Source organism: Pseudomonas sp. P867, assembly GCF_019891455.1.
Classification (GTDB): domain Bacteria; phylum Pseudomonadota; class Gammaproteobacteria; order Pseudomonadales; family Pseudomonadaceae; genus Aquipseudomonas; species Aquipseudomonas synxantha_A.
On sequence record NZ_JAFLXB010000003.1, the window covers coordinates 18,785 to 37,087 of the forward strand.

11 protein-coding genes and 1 pseudogene are annotated in these 18,303 nt (G+C 58.3%); 5 read left to right on the forward strand and 7 right to left on the reverse strand.

The window, feature by feature from the left end:
• Positions 1-142 precede the first annotated feature (142 nt).
• Positions 143-6,028 carry a DUF6543 domain-containing protein gene (locus tag J1G33_RS06510; protein ID WP_223017826.1) on the forward strand — a complete coding sequence of 1,962 codons (5,886 nt, stop codon included), beginning with the start codon at positions 143-145 and terminating at the stop codon, positions 6,026-6,028.
• Between the two features lie 8 nt (positions 6,029-6,036).
• Here the strand turns inward: J1G33_RS06510 and J1G33_RS06515 are convergent, their stop codons facing one another.
• The 7 genes from J1G33_RS06515 to acs form a co-directional block, all read right to left on the reverse strand.
• Positions 6,037-7,017, reverse strand: a complete 981-nt coding sequence (locus J1G33_RS06515; protein ID WP_005790635.1) for a GlxA family transcriptional regulator — start codon at positions 7,015-7,017, stop codon at positions 6,037-6,039.
• A gap of 246 nt (positions 7,018-7,263) precedes the next feature.
• A complete protein-coding gene (locus J1G33_RS06520; protein WP_032879827.1) occupies positions 7,264-8,028 on the reverse strand; it encodes an ATP-binding cassette domain-containing protein in 765 nt (254 codons plus the stop codon).
• Between the two features lie 27 nt (positions 8,029-8,055).
• Positions 8,056-9,168 carry a succinylglutamate desuccinylase/aspartoacylase family protein gene (locus J1G33_RS06525; RefSeq protein WP_223017827.1) on the reverse strand — a complete coding sequence of 371 codons (1,113 nt, stop codon included), beginning with the start codon at positions 9,166-9,168 and terminating at the stop codon, positions 8,056-8,058.
• Between the two features lies 1 nt (position 9,169).
• Positions 9,170-9,868, reverse strand: coding sequence for an ABC transporter permease (locus tag J1G33_RS06530; RefSeq protein ID WP_223017828.1), 699 nt, complete (start codon positions 9,866-9,868; stop codon positions 9,170-9,172).
• Complete coding sequence (locus J1G33_RS06535; RefSeq protein WP_032879821.1) at positions 9,865-10,554, reverse strand: ABC transporter permease; 690 nt, start codon at positions 10,552-10,554, stop codon at positions 9,865-9,867. The genes J1G33_RS06530 and J1G33_RS06535 overlap by 4 nt, the downstream gene beginning before the upstream one ends.
• Positions 10,555-10,645: 91 nt before the next feature.
• Positions 10,646-11,431 carry an ABC transporter substrate-binding protein gene (locus J1G33_RS06540; RefSeq protein WP_032879819.1) on the reverse strand — a complete coding sequence of 262 codons (786 nt, stop codon included), beginning with the start codon at positions 11,429-11,431 and terminating at the stop codon, positions 10,646-10,648.
• A gap of 658 nt (positions 11,432-12,089) precedes the next feature.
• Positions 12,090-14,045, reverse strand: a complete 1,956-nt coding sequence (gene acs / locus J1G33_RS06545) for an acetate--CoA ligase (RefSeq protein WP_005790645.1) — start codon at positions 14,043-14,045, stop codon at positions 12,090-12,092.
• A gap of 397 nt (positions 14,046-14,442) precedes the next feature.
• Here acs and J1G33_RS06550 point away from each other — a divergent pair, with 397 nt between their 5' ends.
• The 4 genes and pseudogenes from J1G33_RS06550 (at position 14,443) to J1G33_RS06565 (ending at position 18,243) form a co-directional block, all read left to right on the forward strand.
• On the forward strand, positions 14,443-14,712 hold the full coding sequence (locus tag J1G33_RS06550; RefSeq protein ID WP_032803681.1) for a DUF2790 domain-containing protein: 270 nt from the start codon (positions 14,443-14,445) through the stop codon (positions 14,710-14,712).
• 573 nt (positions 14,713-15,285) lie between these two features.
• Complete coding sequence (locus J1G33_RS06555) at positions 15,286-16,536, forward strand: ribonucleotide-diphosphate reductase subunit beta (RefSeq protein ID WP_032879817.1); 1,251 nt, start codon at positions 15,286-15,288, stop codon at positions 16,534-16,536.
• Positions 16,537-16,850: 314 nt separating this feature from the next.
• Positions 16,851-17,430 (forward strand): annotated as a pseudogene (locus tag J1G33_RS06560) (Bro-N domain-containing protein).
• A 99-nt stretch (positions 17,431-17,529) separates the two neighbouring features.
• Positions 17,530-18,243 (forward strand): HNH endonuclease, encoded by a 714-nt coding sequence (locus J1G33_RS06565; protein ID WP_223017829.1) that lies wholly within the window; start codon positions 17,530-17,532, stop codon positions 18,241-18,243.
• Positions 18,244-18,303: the final 60 nt, after the last annotated feature.

Sequence of the window (18,303 nt, forward strand, 5' to 3'; positions counted from 1 at the left end):
TCGCAATGGCGCAGTTTAAACGCTGCGCCAGGTTTGCGTCAGGGTTATCCAGTGAAAGGGTTGCGCCCCCTAACTATCTAAAGGTCCCCCTCTGCAACCGGCTGGTTTACTGCGGGCTTCATAACTTGCACGGACCCGCTCCATGACGAACCTCGATTATTCCGATACCCGCCTGCCCGACAGCCACTATCAATTGTTGACCGACACCCTGCCCTCCTGGCTCGGCAATGCCTGCGCCGACAAACGCCAGGCACTTGCCACCACCCAGCCACAACAGCTGCCGGGCAGTGCCGAACAACGCGCCGCGCTCGCGCGGCTGACCGGCGCCCACTGGGAGGCACAAAACAGCGTAGATCGGGCATTGCAGCACCTGCAGGACGCCAAGGCGTTCGCCAAGCCGATCCTCGAACAGGCATTGAAAGCCGATTACGGCCTAGACCTGAACGTCGAGGCAACCTATTTACGCCTGTATATCCCTGATCGTACCCCTTGGTTCCCGATACGTTCCGGCGCCGCGCGCACCTGGACGGTTTCGCTGCTCGACGCCGCCCTGCATAACTTTGAGCTCAAGGAAACCCTGGCCTACGCCTACGAGCCGGCCTCGACCTTTATCACGCAGCCTTCGGCCAGCGGGCAATTCGACACTTTGCCGCAGATCAAACGTGTGCTATCGATCCAGGCATTCGCCAGCCTGTGCCGTGACCTGGACATGGGTGCCCGCTACGCCCGCTACCTCAACGATGAGCTGGGCATGTCCAACCCGGTTGCCGCTGCGGTATTGCGCCTGAAGGTCGACGCCAGCCAGAAAGCCGCCCTGCATGCAGCCGTGCAACTGGCACGTATCAAGGACGATATCAGCGACGACTATGCTGACTTGATCGAAGGGCTGGTAGCTGGCACGCCCAACCTCAGGCTCAACGGCCAACCGTTGCGCTGTCAGGAGCTGCGCATGATGGACATTGCGCTGACCGGCATTCAACTGTTCTCTCCCGACCTTGAGAGACCGCGCTCGCCGCAACGCCTGGTGGCATACGTTCCAGATGATCCGCAGCACCCGCTCAAGGAATACGCCTCGCCTTTGGCATTCAAACAGGAACTGACCCGGCAACTGCGCGACCGCGATTACCAGACCTTCTTCAGCCGCTTTGTACCCCACGCCCAACGCGGGGTGTTTTTTTCCGGCTTGAGCCAGCGCCTGGCGCGCATCACCTGGCACCCGCCGGTCAGGGGCAGCGGCCAATCGCCCTGGCGGAGCACCCCCATCGAAGACCCCAAGCTACAGTTTGATGCGCAGCCTGTCTGGGGCGACCCCTGGTTGCATCTGTACCGTCGCAAACTCGACAAGATTCTCAACGACGCCCGCACACTGGCCGTCTCCACCGCCAGCGTCGATCGTGAGGCGCGCTGGCGGCTTTGGGACTCTTTCGTCGATGTGGCTTCCTCTATCCTCAACGCCGCACTGATGGTGGTCGCCCCCTTCGTGCCGGGCCTGGGCGAATTGATGCTGGGCTACATGGCTTATCAACTGCTCGATGACGTGTTCGAAGGGGTGATCGACTGGGCCGAAGGCCTGGGCAAGGAAGCCTTCGGTCATCTGATGAGCGTGCTGGAATCCCTGGTGCAGATGGGTGCTTTCGCTGCGGGCACCCAAATTGGCCCGACCGAACTGCGTAAAGTGCTGCCCGAAAACGTCCTCGCGTACATTGACAGCTTCAAACCGGTGAGCCTGGCCAACGGCGCCAAACGCTACTGGAAACCGGACCTGGCGCCCTATGAGTACCCATCATCGTTGCCAACGCGCCTGGGTATCAACGAGCTGGGCCTGCACGAGGTACGCAAGGAAACAATCCTGCCACTGGAAAACAAGCTGTACACCGTGGAAGAAAGTCCGGACAGTGATTTTTACTACATCAAACACCCCAGCCGCCCTGACGCCTATCGCCCGATTGTGCGACACAACGGCGCCGGCGCGTGGCACACCGAACTCGAACAGCCCCTGCAGTGGGACAAGCACACGTTGCTGCGCAGACTGGGGCACAGCGTGCAGGATTTAAGCGAAGCGGACCGGGAACTGGGCTTGCACATCAGCGGCGTGGATGAGGGTGTCGTGCGCAAAATGCACCTCAACAGCGAGCCTCTATCGCCGCTACTGGACGATACCTTGAGTCGTCTGCGCATCGACCGCAGCATCCAGCGGCTGATCGATCAGCTACGCAGCGACGACCCGGCGGTGTACCACCTGATTGACCCACAAGACACCTTGCAAGTGTTGACCACCCACGGCTCGTGGCCGCCCACCAAAGCCTTGCGCATCGTCGACGACAAGGGGCAAACAGCCTGGGAGTTCGGTGATGAACGCATGCCAGTGATTCAGGTATTTGAGGCCCAACTGGAGAACGGCGACTTGCTGAAAACCGTCCTGCGTGGGATGAGCAGCGAAGAAATCCGTGCGCCGTTCGGTGAGCGCGCCAGCGATCCCGAACTCAGCCTGGATCGCCGCGCCCAACTGCTACGCCATAAGCTCGCGGACATTGCCGATAGCCAGCGCAGCGCGTTGTTCGACTCGCGTTATGCGACGTTGCAAGCCACCACCGAACCGCTTACCCAGCAATTGCTCACCACCACGCCTGAACTGCCTATAAGCGTTGCGAAAACACTTGTGAGCGAGGCCAGCGGTGCAGAACTTGAAGCACTGCATGAACGAAACACGCCCCCGCGCCTGGCCGAACTGGCACGCACCGCGTTGAATGAAGTACGGATCAACCGTGCCTATGAGGGTCAGCACTTGAATACGCCGCCCTCCCTGGACACTGATCGCCTGGCACTGAACTCCCTGCGCACACTGCCAGGCTGGTCTGGCGAGGTACAGCTAGAGGCTCGTCACCACTCGCAAACCGGACCGAGCTGGCTGCGGATCGGTCCAGATGACGCCCCGATCCAGCGCACGTTGGTGCGTACTGAAGCCGGCCGCTACCAGCCCCACAATGAACAGGGTGCCCTCTCCAGCGAGACCGACCTGTACTCAGCCGTTTTAAGTGCCCTACCCGATAAACAGCGTGACCAGCTCGGCCTTGGCATCCACGACGGCGCACAACTCAAGCAGCGCCTGCGGCAAGCGCCGCTGCCACGCAGTGAACTGCGCACACTACTCACCCCTGATAGCAAGCCGGAAAGTGTCACTGAAGCCCTGCGCCTGCTGGGCAGCGACAACGGCTATCGTGCCCAGGCGCCGGCGCCATTAAGACCTGTGAACTTGCTTCAACGCGCGCACGACCTGTACCCCAGACTTCGCGAACGCCAATTGACTACCCTGGTGAACCACTTGCACTCACAGCCTGGCGGTGCACTCGCGGGCCTTGAGGCGCTGCGCATCGAATACAACCAACTGGAACATGACCTGAATGCCTGGCAACGCGACATTCCGCTTCGGCCCCCCGGAAACGGCGCCCTACTCAGCGCACACCAGCGTCTGTACGAGCAACGCAATCGCAGACTCATTGCCCGCGAACTCAAACGCTGCTGGCGCAGGGAGTTACCCCTCGATGACTACTTCGAAGACCCGGCGCGCGACGGCTACCGAATGAACCTGCGTTACCCTATTCGTGGCGAACTGCCGCGACTGTCCGCCAACTTCGATCACGTATCAATGCTGACGCTGTCAGGCAGCAACCACACGCAAGGAGCCGCCGCGTTCCTGGGCAACTTTCCCCGACTGCGTCACTTGACCGTTGACAGTATTCCCTTGGGCAACCTGCCCCCAGCCGTACTTCAGATGCGCAGCTTGAACGCATTGAGCCTGAGCGACTGCGCAATTACCCTGACGCCGCACAGCCAAACCCAGCTCGCCTCGATGACCCAATTGCAAACCCTGGACCTGCATAAAAACCCCTTGGGTCGGGTGCCCACTGTGGAAGCGATGACCGAGCTGAACACACTGGACCTGTCCGAAACCGGCATCGATCGCCTCCCTCCCGGTTTGCTCACCCGCAACGACCTTAGCGCAGCCTTTCTCAGCGGCAACCAGATCGGAGAATTACCGGAAGCACTGTTCGATCTTCCGTCACATACCAGCGCTGCCTTCGACCTATCTGACAACCCACTGTCATCGGCCACCCTCGAGCGCGTTAAAGCCTATTACCAGCAGCATGGCACCTACTGGGAGGCCGATGCTCCGGCAGTGGATGTGCGCGACGCAAAAATGCTGTATCCCTCACTGGACACCGACCAGATCAACCAGTTTATCTACAGCCTCCCAGGCGACCTGGAAGCGGGTAGGCGCGAGCTGGCAAGGTTGGCCGGTGAATTGGATACGCTAAAGTCCGAGCTCAACCACTGGACGCAACAGCCGCAGTTGCAGCCATCGGAAGCCACCCGGCGAAGCGAGCTCAGCACATTACTTGAGCAAAGCTGGCGCAGGGAAACACCCCAGGACACTCAATTCGTCCATTTGCTGGAAATCCCCGCGACGCTCGCAGGCGAGCTGCCCACGCTGAGCGCGCACTTCAAGCATGTTGGCTCACTGACCATCAAAGGCAATGGTAGCCCGATGGGGTCGACCGCCTTTATCGACAGCTTCCCGGCCCTAAGTATCCTGGACATCAACAACGTGAGGCTCGGCGACATCCCTGCCCAAGTGCTCAACCGGCAGGCACTATCCATTCTGGGGCTGCCACGCTGCTCAATAGAACTCAGCCCTACCAGCGTAGCGGGGTTGCAAGGCATGACCAGCCTCGAATATTTATACCTGGACCACAACCCGCTGGGCCGTACTCCGGATTTCAGTCACCTGCCCAATCTGAGCACAATCTCGCTGAAAGACACCGGTTTGACACAGCTACCCCCTAGCCTGCTGGGCGACCCGCCACGCCAGTCGGTCAACTTGAGCAAAAACGCCATTGAGCAACTGCCCGAGGCACTTTTTTCCATGCCGGCCTCAACCACCAGTGGCCTGGTCCTTTCCGCAAACCCCTTGACACCCCAAACCCTGGAGTCGATCAAACGCTACTGCCAGCGCACCGGGGAGAGTTTCGCCGCCCAGGCATCCGAATCACAACGCATGCGCACGCAGCGGCTATACCCCTCGTTTCTGGATAACGAGGCAGACCGTTTCATCTTCCGCCTGCCCGGCGACATGGCGGCAATCGAACCGACGTTGACGCGCCTGGAAGCTGAATACGAGCGACTGAACAACGACCTGCAGGTGTGGGTGCAGGCTGTACCGGATCGGCACCCTATCCTGGATGTGCCTATTGACGAACAAACCCGCGCTCAGGACCAACTGAGGCGGCGCAACTTCAAGACACTGCTGGAGCAGGCGTGGCGACGAGAAGCCCCCGAGGATGAAGAAAGCCTGGACGATGAGCTGACCCACCAGGTCTTACTCGACACACCAGTGTTGGGCGACTTGCCGGAATTGAACGCCAACTTCGACCACGTGACCTTGTTCCAACTGGACGGCAGCGGCACCACGACTGGTGTCGACGGTACGTTGCGCAACTTCAGCCATTTGCAAACCCTCAAACTGAGCAAGTGCTCCCTGGGCACCCTGCCTGAGGCGATCCAGCACATGCCCACACTGTCCACATTGGATATAACGGAATGCGCAATCCGGCTGACACCCGAAACCCGAGGCGTGCTGACGGGGTTGACCGAACTTGAGTTTGTTAATTTGAGCAACAACCCCCTGGGTCACGCCCCTGACGTCGGCTCGCTGAACCAACTGGTTGCGCTGTATCTGAGCAACGCGGCACTGAGCGAAGTTCCAGAGGGCGTATTTGGCCTGGATCAACTGCAAACGCTGGACCTGAGCAATAACGCGATCCGGGAGATACCGCAGGACTTGCTGGAGACGTCAGCAACCTTCAATGGCGACAGCGACTTGAGCGGCAACCCACTGTCGGCGCAAAGCATGGAGCGCTTGCGTCAGTACTACCAACGCACAGGTGTGGACTTCCAGGTCGCGGCCGCCACCGTGGACTCCCAAGGCACACCGCTGGTGGCAGCTCTGCCAGTGCCAGAAGAAGACTAACTGTTGAATCAGCCGCGCTCTGAGGGCACCGACGACAACTCGAAGGGACTGCTGCTGCGCCGCTGGTTGCGGTCTTCGCGCGGCGTGGCGCCAAAGAAATTGCGGTAAGCGCTGGAGAAATGCGGCCCCGAGGAGAAGCCGCACGACAGGCCGATCTGGATGATCGACTTGCTGGTTTGCATCAACATCTGGCGCGCCTTGTTCAGGCGCAGTTCCAGGTAGTACTGGCTGGGGACGCGATTGAGGTATTGCTTGAAGATCCGTTCCAGTTGTCGTCGCGACACGCACACGTGCTGGGCGATCTCGTCGGTGGTCAGCGGCTCTTCGATATTGGCTTCCATCAACAGCACCGCCTGGGTCAGCTTGGGATGGCTGGAGCCCAGGCGGTTTTGCAGTGGAATACGTTGGCGCTCACCGCCTTCGCGGATGCGCTCCACCACCAATTCCTCGGACACAGCACCGGCCAACTCCGCGCCGTGATCGCGGGCCAGCACCGCCAGCAGCAGGTCGAGTACCGACATGCCGCCACAAGCGGTCAGGCGATCACGGTCCCAGTCGAACAAATGGCTGGTGGCGATGACCTTGGGGAAGCGCTCGGCAAAATCGTCCTGCCAGCGCCAATGCACGGCAGCGCGATAACCATCCAACAGACCAAGCTGGGCCAACGGGTACACACCCGCCGATAACCCACCGATCACGCACCCGGCCCGAACCAGCTGCTTGAGCGCAGTGCTGAGCTGCGACGCGATGACGGTAGGCGGTTCATCCGCCAGCAGGAACAGTTTCTGAAAGCCTTCCAACTTGCCGGCCCACGGCTCGCCCGGCAACTGCCAGGCCCCCTCGGTTTGCGGCTCGGCCTGCAGAAAAGACAACTCGTAGACCACATCCGGATGCACCCGCTGAGCAACGCGCAAGGCCTCCTCAGCCAGCGCAAGCGTGAGTGCTTTTGTGCTGGGCCAAATCAGGAAACCAATTTTGTGGGCGGTCATGGAGTGCTATCCGGAGCGAAAACAGTGAAAGAAGCCGTGGGCCAATGCTAGCCCGTAATCAACTACAAATCCCAAAACAAACAGAGATCAAAAGTGGGAGCTGGCTTGCCTGCGATGACGGTGGGTCAGTTAACACATCATTGACTGATGCATCGCTATCGCAGGCAAGCCAGCTCCCACAAGAGATCGGGGCTAACCTCAAGACTGCGGAGCATGCACTATCCCGGTGCACAAAAGCAGCCTTGATTATTTCAAACTGCCAGAGAGGAACTGCTGCAACCGTTCGGACTGCGGGTTCACCAGCACTTCCCGCGGATTACCACGCTCTTCAACAATGCCTTTGTGCAAAAACACCAACTGGTTCGACACTTCACGGGCAAAGCCCATTTCGTGGGTCACCACTACCATGGTGCGGCCTTCCTGGGCCAGGTCCTGCATGACCTTGAGCACTTCGCCCACCAGCTCCGGATCCAGCGCCGAAGTAGGCTCATCGAACAGCATTACCTCGGGTTCCATCGCCAAGGCACGGGCAATCGCCACACGCTGCTGCTCGCCACCGGACATGTGGCCGGGGAACGCATCCTTACGATGGCCCACGCCGACCTTGGCCAGGTAATGCTCGGCCTTTTCACGGGCTTCTTTCTTCGACATGCCCAGCACGTGCACCGGGGCTTCCATCACGTTTTCAATCGCGGTCATGTGCGACCACAGGTTGAAATGCTGGAACACCATGGACAGGCGTGAACGCATACGTTGCAGTTGCTTGGGGTCGGCAGCCTTCATGGCGCCATCCTTGTTGGCCACCAGTTTCAGCTCTTCGTTATTGAGCAGAATCTTGCCGGCGTGGGGCTGCTCCAGCAGGTTGATGCAGCGCAAAAAGGTACTTTTGCCCGAACCGCTGGAACCGATGATGCTGATCACATCACCGGCCGCTGCGGCCAAGGACACACCTTTGAGCACTTCATGACTGCCATAGCGTTTATGCAGGTCTTGGACTTCAAGCTTGTACATGCGGTCGGTTCTCACAAAAACAGGTGGTCAGTCGTTGAGCAAGCGCCCGTGACGCAGCGCTTCGCGCCCCGCCACCTTGGCCAGCCAGAAACCCGCTTGGGCATAACGTAGCCGTTCAACGGCAAACAACACCCCTGAGGTACCCGCACAAATGGTACTTACGCGGTCGGTCAGGGGGTCAATCACTTCAAAAATCTCGTCGCCGGTTTCTACCCAGTCGCCAGCTTTACGCAGGTAACTGATCACACCGGCATGGGGGGCGAACAGCAACTCGGCGCCTTCGAAGGGCATGCCTTCACAAGGTTCATGTTGCGGTGCGGGCCATTGGCCCCTGATCAAGCCCTGTTCGGCGAGGAATGCCAGAATGCCTTCGGCGTGGAAGATCGCTTCATCACGGCCGGTGTCGGCCTGGCCGCCCAACTCCAACGTTGTCGCCAGACAGGCCAACGGAATCTGGGCCTCGGGGAACAGGCGCGATAAACGCAGCCACGGCAACGAGCACGCCTCGTCAAACGAACTGCCGCCGGAATCTTCCGCCAGCAGGCCGACCTTCACATTCAAATGCGCTGACAGCGACCGCCACTGCGGCCAGTGCTGCGGCAGCGCATACATGTGCAGCGCGGCTTCGGCATCGCAATGCAGGTCCAGCACCACATCGGCGGTGCAGGCATGGCTCAGCAGAATGCGCTGCATGCCTTGCAACTGGCTGCTCGGCTCGGGCAAGGCGGTGAGCGTATCGCTCATGGCCTGGCGAATCATGCGCACATTGGCGTGCGGGTCATCGCTCAGTTTGTCTTGCAGCAACGCGGCGACCGGCTCACTCAACTCAACGAAGTCGCGATTGAAATTCTTGCCGCTGCCCACTTCGAAACGCCCCTGATGGCTGCCTTGCAACAGCTGGCCAAGGCCCATCGGGTTGGCTACCGGCACCAGCTCGATCACGCCGTTGAGGGCGCCCTGCTGTTCCAGCTCGGTGAGGCGTTTTTTCAGTTCCCATGCGGCACGCATACCCGGCAACTCATCAGCGTGCAGGCTGGCCTGGATATAGGCCTTGCGCTCGCCGCTGCCGAAGCGAAATACGCTCAGTTGGCGCTCACAGCCCAGGTGCCCCCAGGGCAGCAGATGATCGATACGTTCCATATCAGTGCTTCCGTGGAGCCAGATAGCTCAGCCAGCGGCGCTCGGCCAACTTGAACAGGCGCACCAGAATGAAGGTCAGGCACAGGTAGAACACGCCGGCGGTGATATAGGCTTCGAACGGCAGGTAATACTGGGCATTGACCGTACGCGCGGCACCGGTGATGTCGATCAGCGTGACGATGGACGCCAGGCTGGTGGTCTGCAGCATCATGATCACTTCATTGCTGTACTGCGGCAGTGCGCGGCGCAGGGCCGATGGCAACAGGATGCGGCGGTACAGCTTGTAGCGCGACATGCCCATGGCCTTGGCCGCTTCGATCTCACCGTTAGGCGTGGCCTTGAGGCTACCGGCGATAATCTCGGCGGTGTAGGCGCTGGTATTGATCGCAAAGGCCAGGCAGGCGCAGAAGGTCGCGCTGGACAGCAGTGGCCACAGGAAGCTCTCGCGTACTGTTTCGAACTGCGCCAGGCCGTAGTAGATCAAAAACAGCTGCACCAGCATCGGCGTGCCGCGGATCACGTAGGTGTAGAGCCAGGCCACGCCATTGACGACCGGCTGCTTGGACACCCGCATCAAGCCTAAAGGCAAGGCCGCGAGCAGGCCGAAGAACAGCGAAATGGCAAGCAGTTTCAGGGTGGTCAGCAGGCCGCCAAGGTACAGCGGCATGGCCTCCCAGATGACGTTGTAGTCGAAGATCATAGATCAGCCGCCCTTACGCCTACCGAGTAGCGCTTCTCAAGATGACGCAAGGCCAGCAACGACACACTGGTGATCACCAGGTACATCGCCGCCACTGCGAGGAAGAAGGTAAAAGGTTCGCGGGTGGCATCGGCCGCCTGCTTGGCCTTGAACATCATGTCTTGCAAACCCACCACCGAAATCAGCGCGGTGGCCTTGGTCAATACCAGCCAGTTGTTGGTAAACCCGGGGATCGCCAGCCGAATCATCTGCGGCACCATCACCCGGAAAAACACCTGGAAGCTGCTCATGCCATACGCCAGGCCGGCTTCAGCCTGGCCCTTGGGAATGGCCATGAAGGCGCCACGGAAAGTTTCCGAAAGGTAGGCGCCAAAGATGAAACCCAGGGTGCCGATACCGGCGGCCAAGGGGTTCAAGTCGATATAGTCGTCAAAGCCCAATAGCGGCGCGACGCGGTTGAGCAAGTCCTGGCCGCCATAGAAAATCAGCAGGATCAGCACCAGGTCGGGGATCCCGCGGATCACCGTGGAGTACAAGTCACCCAGCCAAGCCAACCAGCGCACCGGCGACAGGCGTAACGCGACCCCGATCAGACCCAGAACAATGGCCAAGGCCATGGACGACAAGGCGAGCTGAAGCGTCAACCATGCGCCATCGAGGATAACGGCCCCGTAGCCTTTCAACATGATTCAGGTCCTCGAAAAGGGGGATGAAAAAATGGCGCAAACTTCAGAATGACTGGTGCTTGCGCCATTTCGGACAGACAGCTGCGACTATTTACTTGGCATCAGCGCCGTAGATATCGAAGTCGAAGTATTTGTCTTGGATTTTCTTGTATTCGCCGTTGGCACGAATCGCGGTAATCGCTGCGTTGATGCGCTCAAGGTTTTCCTTGTCGCCTTTGCGCACTGCGATACCAATGCCGTCGCCAAAGTATTTGGCTTCGGTGAACGACGGGCCTACAAAAGCGTAGCCTTTGCCGGCGTCGGTTTTCAGGAAGCCGTCCTGCAGCAGGGTAGCGTCAGCCACGGTACCGTCGAGACGACCGGCGGCCACGTCCAGGTAGATTTCGTTCTGGGTGCTGTAACCCTTGATATCCGCACCTTTTGGCGCCAGGACTTCACGAGCGAAACGGTCGTGGATCGAACCGCGCTGCACACCGATCTTCTTGCCCTTCAATTCATCCAGGCTGTCACTGACGGTGGTGCCTTCCTTCATCACCAGGCGCGCTGGGGACAGGTAGTAGCGAGTGGTGAAGTCCACGGACTTCTTGCGGTCTTCGGTGATGGACATGGACGACAGGATCGCGTCGATCTTGCGCACTTTCAGTGCAGGGATCAGGCCGTCGAACTCTTGCTCGACCCAAGTGCACTTGACGTCCATCTGCTTGCACAGCGCATTGCCGATGTCGTAGTCAAACCCGACGATGCTGCCGTCCGGTGCCTTCGAAGCAAACGGAGGGTAAGCTGCTTCGATACCAATTTTCAGTGGCTTGCCTTCGGCGAAAGCCTGCATGGACAGCACGGACAGCGCCAGGGCGCCCAACAGCACGAGTTTCTTCATCTTGGGACTCCATCGGTATAGGGCAAAAACAGCAGTATGAGCCATGGCCCACGATGCGCGAAGGTGTAACCGAATAGCGGGGCTGCGTCCTGCGCGGGCGACACCTGCGACGACGAGCGAGTGATCGGCATTCTAACGACAGGCCGGAAGCCGATATTTCCTCAATGCGACAACAATTTACAGAAGCACTGAGAAAGCGGTTCCAGCTCATTGACAGCCTCTGAGATTTATGCAGAGACAAAAGATATTAAACCTGATGATGCTGCAAATTGCGGGCCTATTATTCGCAAACCCTTCTAGCACGGCAAGTGTGGCGTTTAATCTAATTTATCAGGGGGTCTAAAACGCGGTTTTCAGGGGCGCAAGCGTGGTCCATCGCCTCAGGTTTTGATGCGGGGTTACACATTTGCACCAGCCGGTAACATTCTGAAACGTCCCACAGCAAAAACCGATATTTATTGGCTTGGTGGTTAAAATGCGCTCCAAATGTGAGAGGGGGCTTGCTCCCGATAGCGGCGGGTCAGCCAGTATATTTGGCACAGACCTGATGCTATCGGGAGCAAGCCCCCTCCCACACTGGATATCTGGTGATTGTTAGATCCTGTAGAAAAGCCCCATCCGGCTTAAACCGGATGGGGCTTTATTTGACTATCCGCGCTTACGCGACGTTCATGGTCTTGTGCGTCTCAATCAAATGCGCCACCACACTTGGATCCGCCAGGGTGGAAATATCCCCCAGCCCATCGTATTCAGCCGTAGCGATCTTGCGCAAAATGCGGCGCATGATTTTCCCCGACCGTGTCTTCGGCAGCCCCGGCGCCCACTGGATCACATCCGGTGAAGCAATCGGGCCGATTTCCTTGCGCACCCAGTTTTTCAGCTCCAGGCGCAGCGCTTCGTTGGGCTCTTCGCCATTCTTGAGCGTGACATACACATAGATGCCCTGCCCCTTGATGTCGTGCGGCACACCCACCACCGCGGCTTCGGCGACTTTCGGGTGGGCAACCATGGCGCTTTCAATCTCGGCAGTGCCCATGCGGTGGCCGGACACGTTCAACACATCATCCACACGACCGGTGATCCACCAGTAGCCATCTTCATCGCGACGGGCGCCATCGCCAGTGAAGTACATGCCGCGGAAGGTCTTGAAATAGGTATCGACAAAACGGTCATGGTCGCCGTACAGGGTACGCGCCTGGCCAGGCCACGAATCGAGGATCACCAGATTGCCTTCGGCAGCGCCTTCAATAATGTTACCGAGGTTGTCCACCAGCGCCGGCACTACACCAAAGAAAGGCCGCGCGGCCGAGCCTGGCTTGAGCGCGTGGGCGCCCGGCAATGGGCTCATCAGGGTCGCGCCGGTTTCAGTCTGCCACCAGGTATCGACAATCGGGCAACGGGATTGGCCGACATTCTTGTAGTACCAGTCCCAGGCTTCCGGGTTGATCGGCTCGCCCACCGAGCCGAGCAGGCGCAGGCTGCTGCCGTCGGCGCCTTCGCAGGCGGCAGTGCCGGAGGCCATCATGGCGCGGATCGCAGTGGGTGCGGTGTAGAGGATGTTGACCTTGTGCTTGTCGACGATCTTCGCCACCCGGGTGATGTCCGGGTAGTTCGGCACGCCTTCGAACAGCAGCGTAGTCGCGCCATTGGCCAACGGGCCGTAGACGATATAGGTGTGGCCGGTGACCCAGCCAACGTCGGCGGTGCACCAGTAGATTTCGCCGGGACGGTAGTCGAATACTCGCTCGTGGGTCAGGGCGGCATACAGCAAGTAGCCGCCGGTGGTGTGCTGCACGCCTTTAGGCTTGCCGGTAGAGCCGGAGGTATAGAGGATAAACAGCGCTTCTTCGGCGCCCATCTCTTTTGGCGCACACACGGTGCCCGCCACTTTCATCAAGTCTTCGTACCAGATGTCGCGATGCTGGTTCCACTTGATCGCGCCATTGGTGCGCTTGCACACAATAACCTTCTGGATGCTGCTGGTTTCCGGGTTGGTCAGCGCATCGTCGACGTTAGCCTTAAGCGGAATCTTCTTACCGGCGCGGATGCCTTCGTCAGCGGTGATCACCACTTTCGACTTACAGTCGATAATCCGACCGGCCAGGGCTTCCGGGGAAAAACCGCCGAACACCACCGAATGGATCGCACCGATGCGGGTACAGGCCAGCATGGCGACCACGGCTTCGGGAATCATCGGCATATAGATAGTCACCACGTCACCGCGGTGCACATCCTGGCCACGCAAGGCGTTGGCGAACTTGCAGACTTCTTCATGCAGTTCGCGGTAGGTGATATTGCGGCTCTCGGCAGGGTCATCGCCCTCCCAGATGATCGCGATCTGATCACCACGTTCGGCAAGGTGACGGTCCAGGCAGTTGTAGGAAACGTTCAAGGTGCCATCGGCAAACCATTTGATGTCGACATGGTGGTCGTCGAACGAGGTCTGCTTCACCGCGGTGAAAGGCTTGACCCAGTCAAGGCGTTTGGCTTGCTCACGCCAGAAGCCATCGGGGTTGACCACCGACTGCTGGTACATGGCCTTGTAGGTTGCCTCGTCGGTCAGCGTGTTGGCTGCTACTTCGGGGCGAACAGGGTACAGGGAAGCCGCACTCATCTTTCTTACCTCGGTGACATAGTTGTTGTTGTATGGCCCCTGTTGTAGCCGGGGTGGGCCTATAGAACCATTCGACGATGGTAGTAACAAGACCCTACAAATTACCCTGCTATGCCGGGTAACCGCTCTGGCCCACAGCCTGTGGCGCTTTGCGGGTGGCTGAAAAAACTTTGATCGACCGATTGTTACAAAAACCGCCAAAGGTGTTTATCAAAAGCACGGGTATATGAATATAACGCGCAGGCTTAGAATCACTTCCGCCAACCAAGGCACCGTGATTAACACCGTAACAGCCCCCACGAAGGCACGTTAATCCGAACTTCCCAACTTTTAAGTTACACACGCGGCCTCACAAGGGCCCCGTGACCCCTTTCGCCCTGAAGAAGGTAATGAAGAAATGAAAGCTCTATTAGTTATGGCCCTCAGCAGCTTGTGCGCCACCGCCGCCCTGGCCGACGAAGCCCCGACTGAGCTGGCCGGCCACAACGCCCCGATCGTTGAGGACTACACCTACAGCACTCACTTGGATGTGGCTAAAGTATTGTCCATGAGCAGTATTCCGGAAGTCTGTGAAGTTGTTCCGGTAAAGATGGAATATGAAGACTCCCAAGGTCAACGACACATCCTCAACTATCAAGTGATGGGCAATGGTTGCTCTAACGGATAACAACTTGGTTATTTAGATTCAACCCGGATCTTGGTCGCCGCAAGAAATCAATCTTGCGGCCAAGAACCCACCTCGAATACACCGCAAATCAAATGTGGGAGCTGGCTTGCCTGCGATGGCGGTTTCAGCCACGACGTCCCATACAGCCCTTCTCACCTGCTCCCTCCCCTCCCCATAAAATTTCTCCCAACACCCGCCAGAAATTTCCATCCCCAGCAAAGCCTTGCAAACACTCGCTCTGGCCGAAAACCACGTCATTTTGGCGCGCTCAAGTGACCATCCGCCGCAACACAAACCCAATTTTTTCCCTATAATGCGCGGGTAAATCGGGCCTGCAATATCCCTTTACACTGGGACGAAGAGCCAGACCTGAGGCATCCCGCGCGAGCTTGCACCTACCGCTGCGCACCTCAAGCCTCACGCAGAGCACCCGTAGCCCTATTCCGTTTAATGCGTGCGCTAGCTGCAACAAACGATTCCTTAAGATCCACCGCGGCCATTGGGCCGTGTGAACACCCAACCATCCGGTTTCACACGGGCACCTTTGAGCCCTCACGCAGGAGACGACACGTCATGCTGAGCTGGGACGAATTCGACAAAGAAGAAGAAGGCGAAGTAGCCGCTAAAGGCGCCAACGCCGGCCACGCCACCGAAGCCAACATGGACCGCCTCGACGGTGCCGGCGCCGCTGCCGCCATCGAAGCCCGCGCCGTCACCGCCAGTGATTCGGCCGCCATCGTGCGCGCCAAGGCCGCCCTGGACAAACTCGACGTCGCCGAAGGCCTCGCTGAGCTGGAAGGCTCCGCCGCCCGCGTCGCCGTTGACGAAAAACGCATGATCAACTGCCGCGCCGACCTCAACCAACTCGTACCCTTCAAGTACGACTGGGCCTGGCAGAAGTACCTCGACGGCTGCGCCAACCACTGGATGCCGCAAGAGGTCAACATGACCGCCGACATCGCCCTGTGGAAAAACCCTGAAGGCCTGACCGACGACGAACGCCGCATCGTCATGCGCAACCTCGGATTCTTCTCCACCGCCGACTCCCTGGTTGCCAACAACCTGGTGCTGGCCGTGTACCGCCTGATCACCAACCCGGAATGCCGCCAGTACATCCTGCGCCAGGCATTCGAAGAAGCGATCCACACCCACGCCTACCAGTACTGCATCGAATCGCTGGCCATGGATGAAGGCGAGATCTTCAACATGTACCACGAGATTCCATCGGTCGCCAAAAAGGCAGCCTGGGGCCTCAAGTACACCCGCTCGATCTCCGATCCGAAGTTCGAAACCGGCACCGTCGAGACCGACAAGGAACTGCTGCGTAACCTGGTCGCCTACTACTGCGTACTGGAAGGCATCTTCTTCTACTGCGGTTTCACCCAGATTTTGTCCATGGGCCGCCGCAACAAAATGACCGGCGTGGCCGAGCAGTTCCAGTACATCCTGCGCGACGAGTCGATGCACCTGAACTTCGGTATCGATGTGATCAACCAGATCAAAATCGAAAACCCGCACTTGTGGGATGCCGAGATGAAGGAAGAAGCGACCCAGATGATTCTGCAGGGGACGCAGCTGGAGATTGAATACGCTCGCGACACCATGCCTCGCGGTGTGTTGGGCATGAATGCGGCGATGATGGAGGACTATCTCAAGTTCATCGCCAACCGTCGCCTGTCGCAGATTGGCTTGAAGGAAGAGTACCCAGGCACGACTAACCCGTTCCCGTGGATGAGCGAGATCATGGACTTGAAGAAAGAGAAGAATTTCTTCGAGACCCGTGTGATCGAGTATCAAACTGGCGGCGCGTTGAGCTGGGATTGATTCCTACGCCAGGTAACATTCAAGAGCCCTGACTTGTTCAGGGCTTTTTTATACTCAATGAATAGAACAAGCCCCTTCCTACAAGAAGATCATCCATGGAATGGTTGATGCAAATTTCGATGTTATCTAGGCTCATCAGCCGGTGCCTAAGAAACGCCCAACGTAGAAGCAAGCCTTAATCACACAGCAAAAATCCCGTTCGGTCTCAGTCGTGCGGAATTAACGCGGTAATGAAGGTTCGCTGGTTGGAGTTTCTTAAACTGCACTCTCTACGCTGGGTTGGCCCTTCAAAAATCACGTAGAGGTCATAGGGAATGTCCAGTCAACATCTATCCAACTTACCGGCCGCCACAGAAATAGCCGCACCCGAACCGTTTATCGCCGTCGTCTTCACTCGTCACAATCTTCATTTACATACTCTTCTCCTAGAAAACCAACCCTGGTTCTGCGCTCGAGAACTTGGGCGTTTGATGGGGTGGCATTTGGATGAGCGAACTACTCGTAAGCTCGATGAAGATCAAAAGAGAACCGTAAAACTGCTGTTCCACGGCCAACCGGAAGAGATGCTGATGATTAGTGAGTCCGGCGCCTATGCGTTGCTGGTCTATCACTACGTACCAGGAAACCGTCTGTTGCGAAGCTGGCTGACTCACGAAGTGGTTCCGGCCTTACGCGACCAGCGTCAGCTCCGTGCAGTGGAACGCCCCCTTGTTGAGCATGTTGGACTGGCCAGAAATGTCACTGAATTTGCTGCATTGGCAGGATGAAGGCTGGATACGCCTGCGGGATATGCCGTATTTGCTGGTGAATAGAACCTACCGGAGACAGTCAGCTAAGACGCCGTGGTGGCGCAAGCTCATACAATTTTTCCGAATCAAGCAGCGAATTTACTAACGAAGACGACCGCCATCTCCGACCGATCCGTAGGAAATTTCGTAGACGCAATAATGGCTACTCAGTATCGTCCGAGGGTTTTCTACCCTCGGCGGCTGTATGGATATTACGAAAGACAAAACGGATTGGAGCGACTCGGAGCTGGCAGCGGCGGTCGAGGCTTACCTAAAGATGTTGGCCTTGGAAAAGAGCGGCCAACCTTTCAACAAAGCCCTCGAAAACCGCCTTCTACGCGAAGGCCCGGTGGCAGGCCGTGCAAAGGGCTCCATCGAATTCCGCATGCAAAATATCTCCACCGTGCTCGTCCGCATGGGCTGGGACCGTATCGAAGGCTATAAACCTGCAAAGAACGTGGGCACAGGCGTCGAACAACGCATCCGCCAAGCCCTAGCCGCGCAGGGTGTATTCGAATCCGAAGACGCAGCCCAAACAGCAGACGAGCAAACGCTTATCCGCCGCGCGTCCAAACTGCAGCAACAACCTTTCCCTAAGCTACCGGACGGCATTGCCCAGCCGCAGAAAGTCTCGATCGTCAGCACCGCTTTTGTCCGCGACCCAAAGGTACGTGCTTGGGTGCTCAAAGAAGCCAACGGCATCTGCGAAGGCTGTGGCTCAAACGCGCCGTTCGAGGTCGACGGTTTGCCTTTTCTTGAAGTACATCACGTCAAGCACCTGGCCCGGAAGGGTTCGGATCGCATCACCAATGCTGTAGCCTTGTGCCCCAACTGCCATCAGCGTTGTCACCGGTCGAGTGATCGGGACGCTTTCACCGAAGGGCTTTACGCCAAAATCGGAAGATTGGCACGGGAGTAGACTCCTGCTGTCACACCTGATGCACGCACAAAAAATACTAGATAGGACCGAGGCCAACCC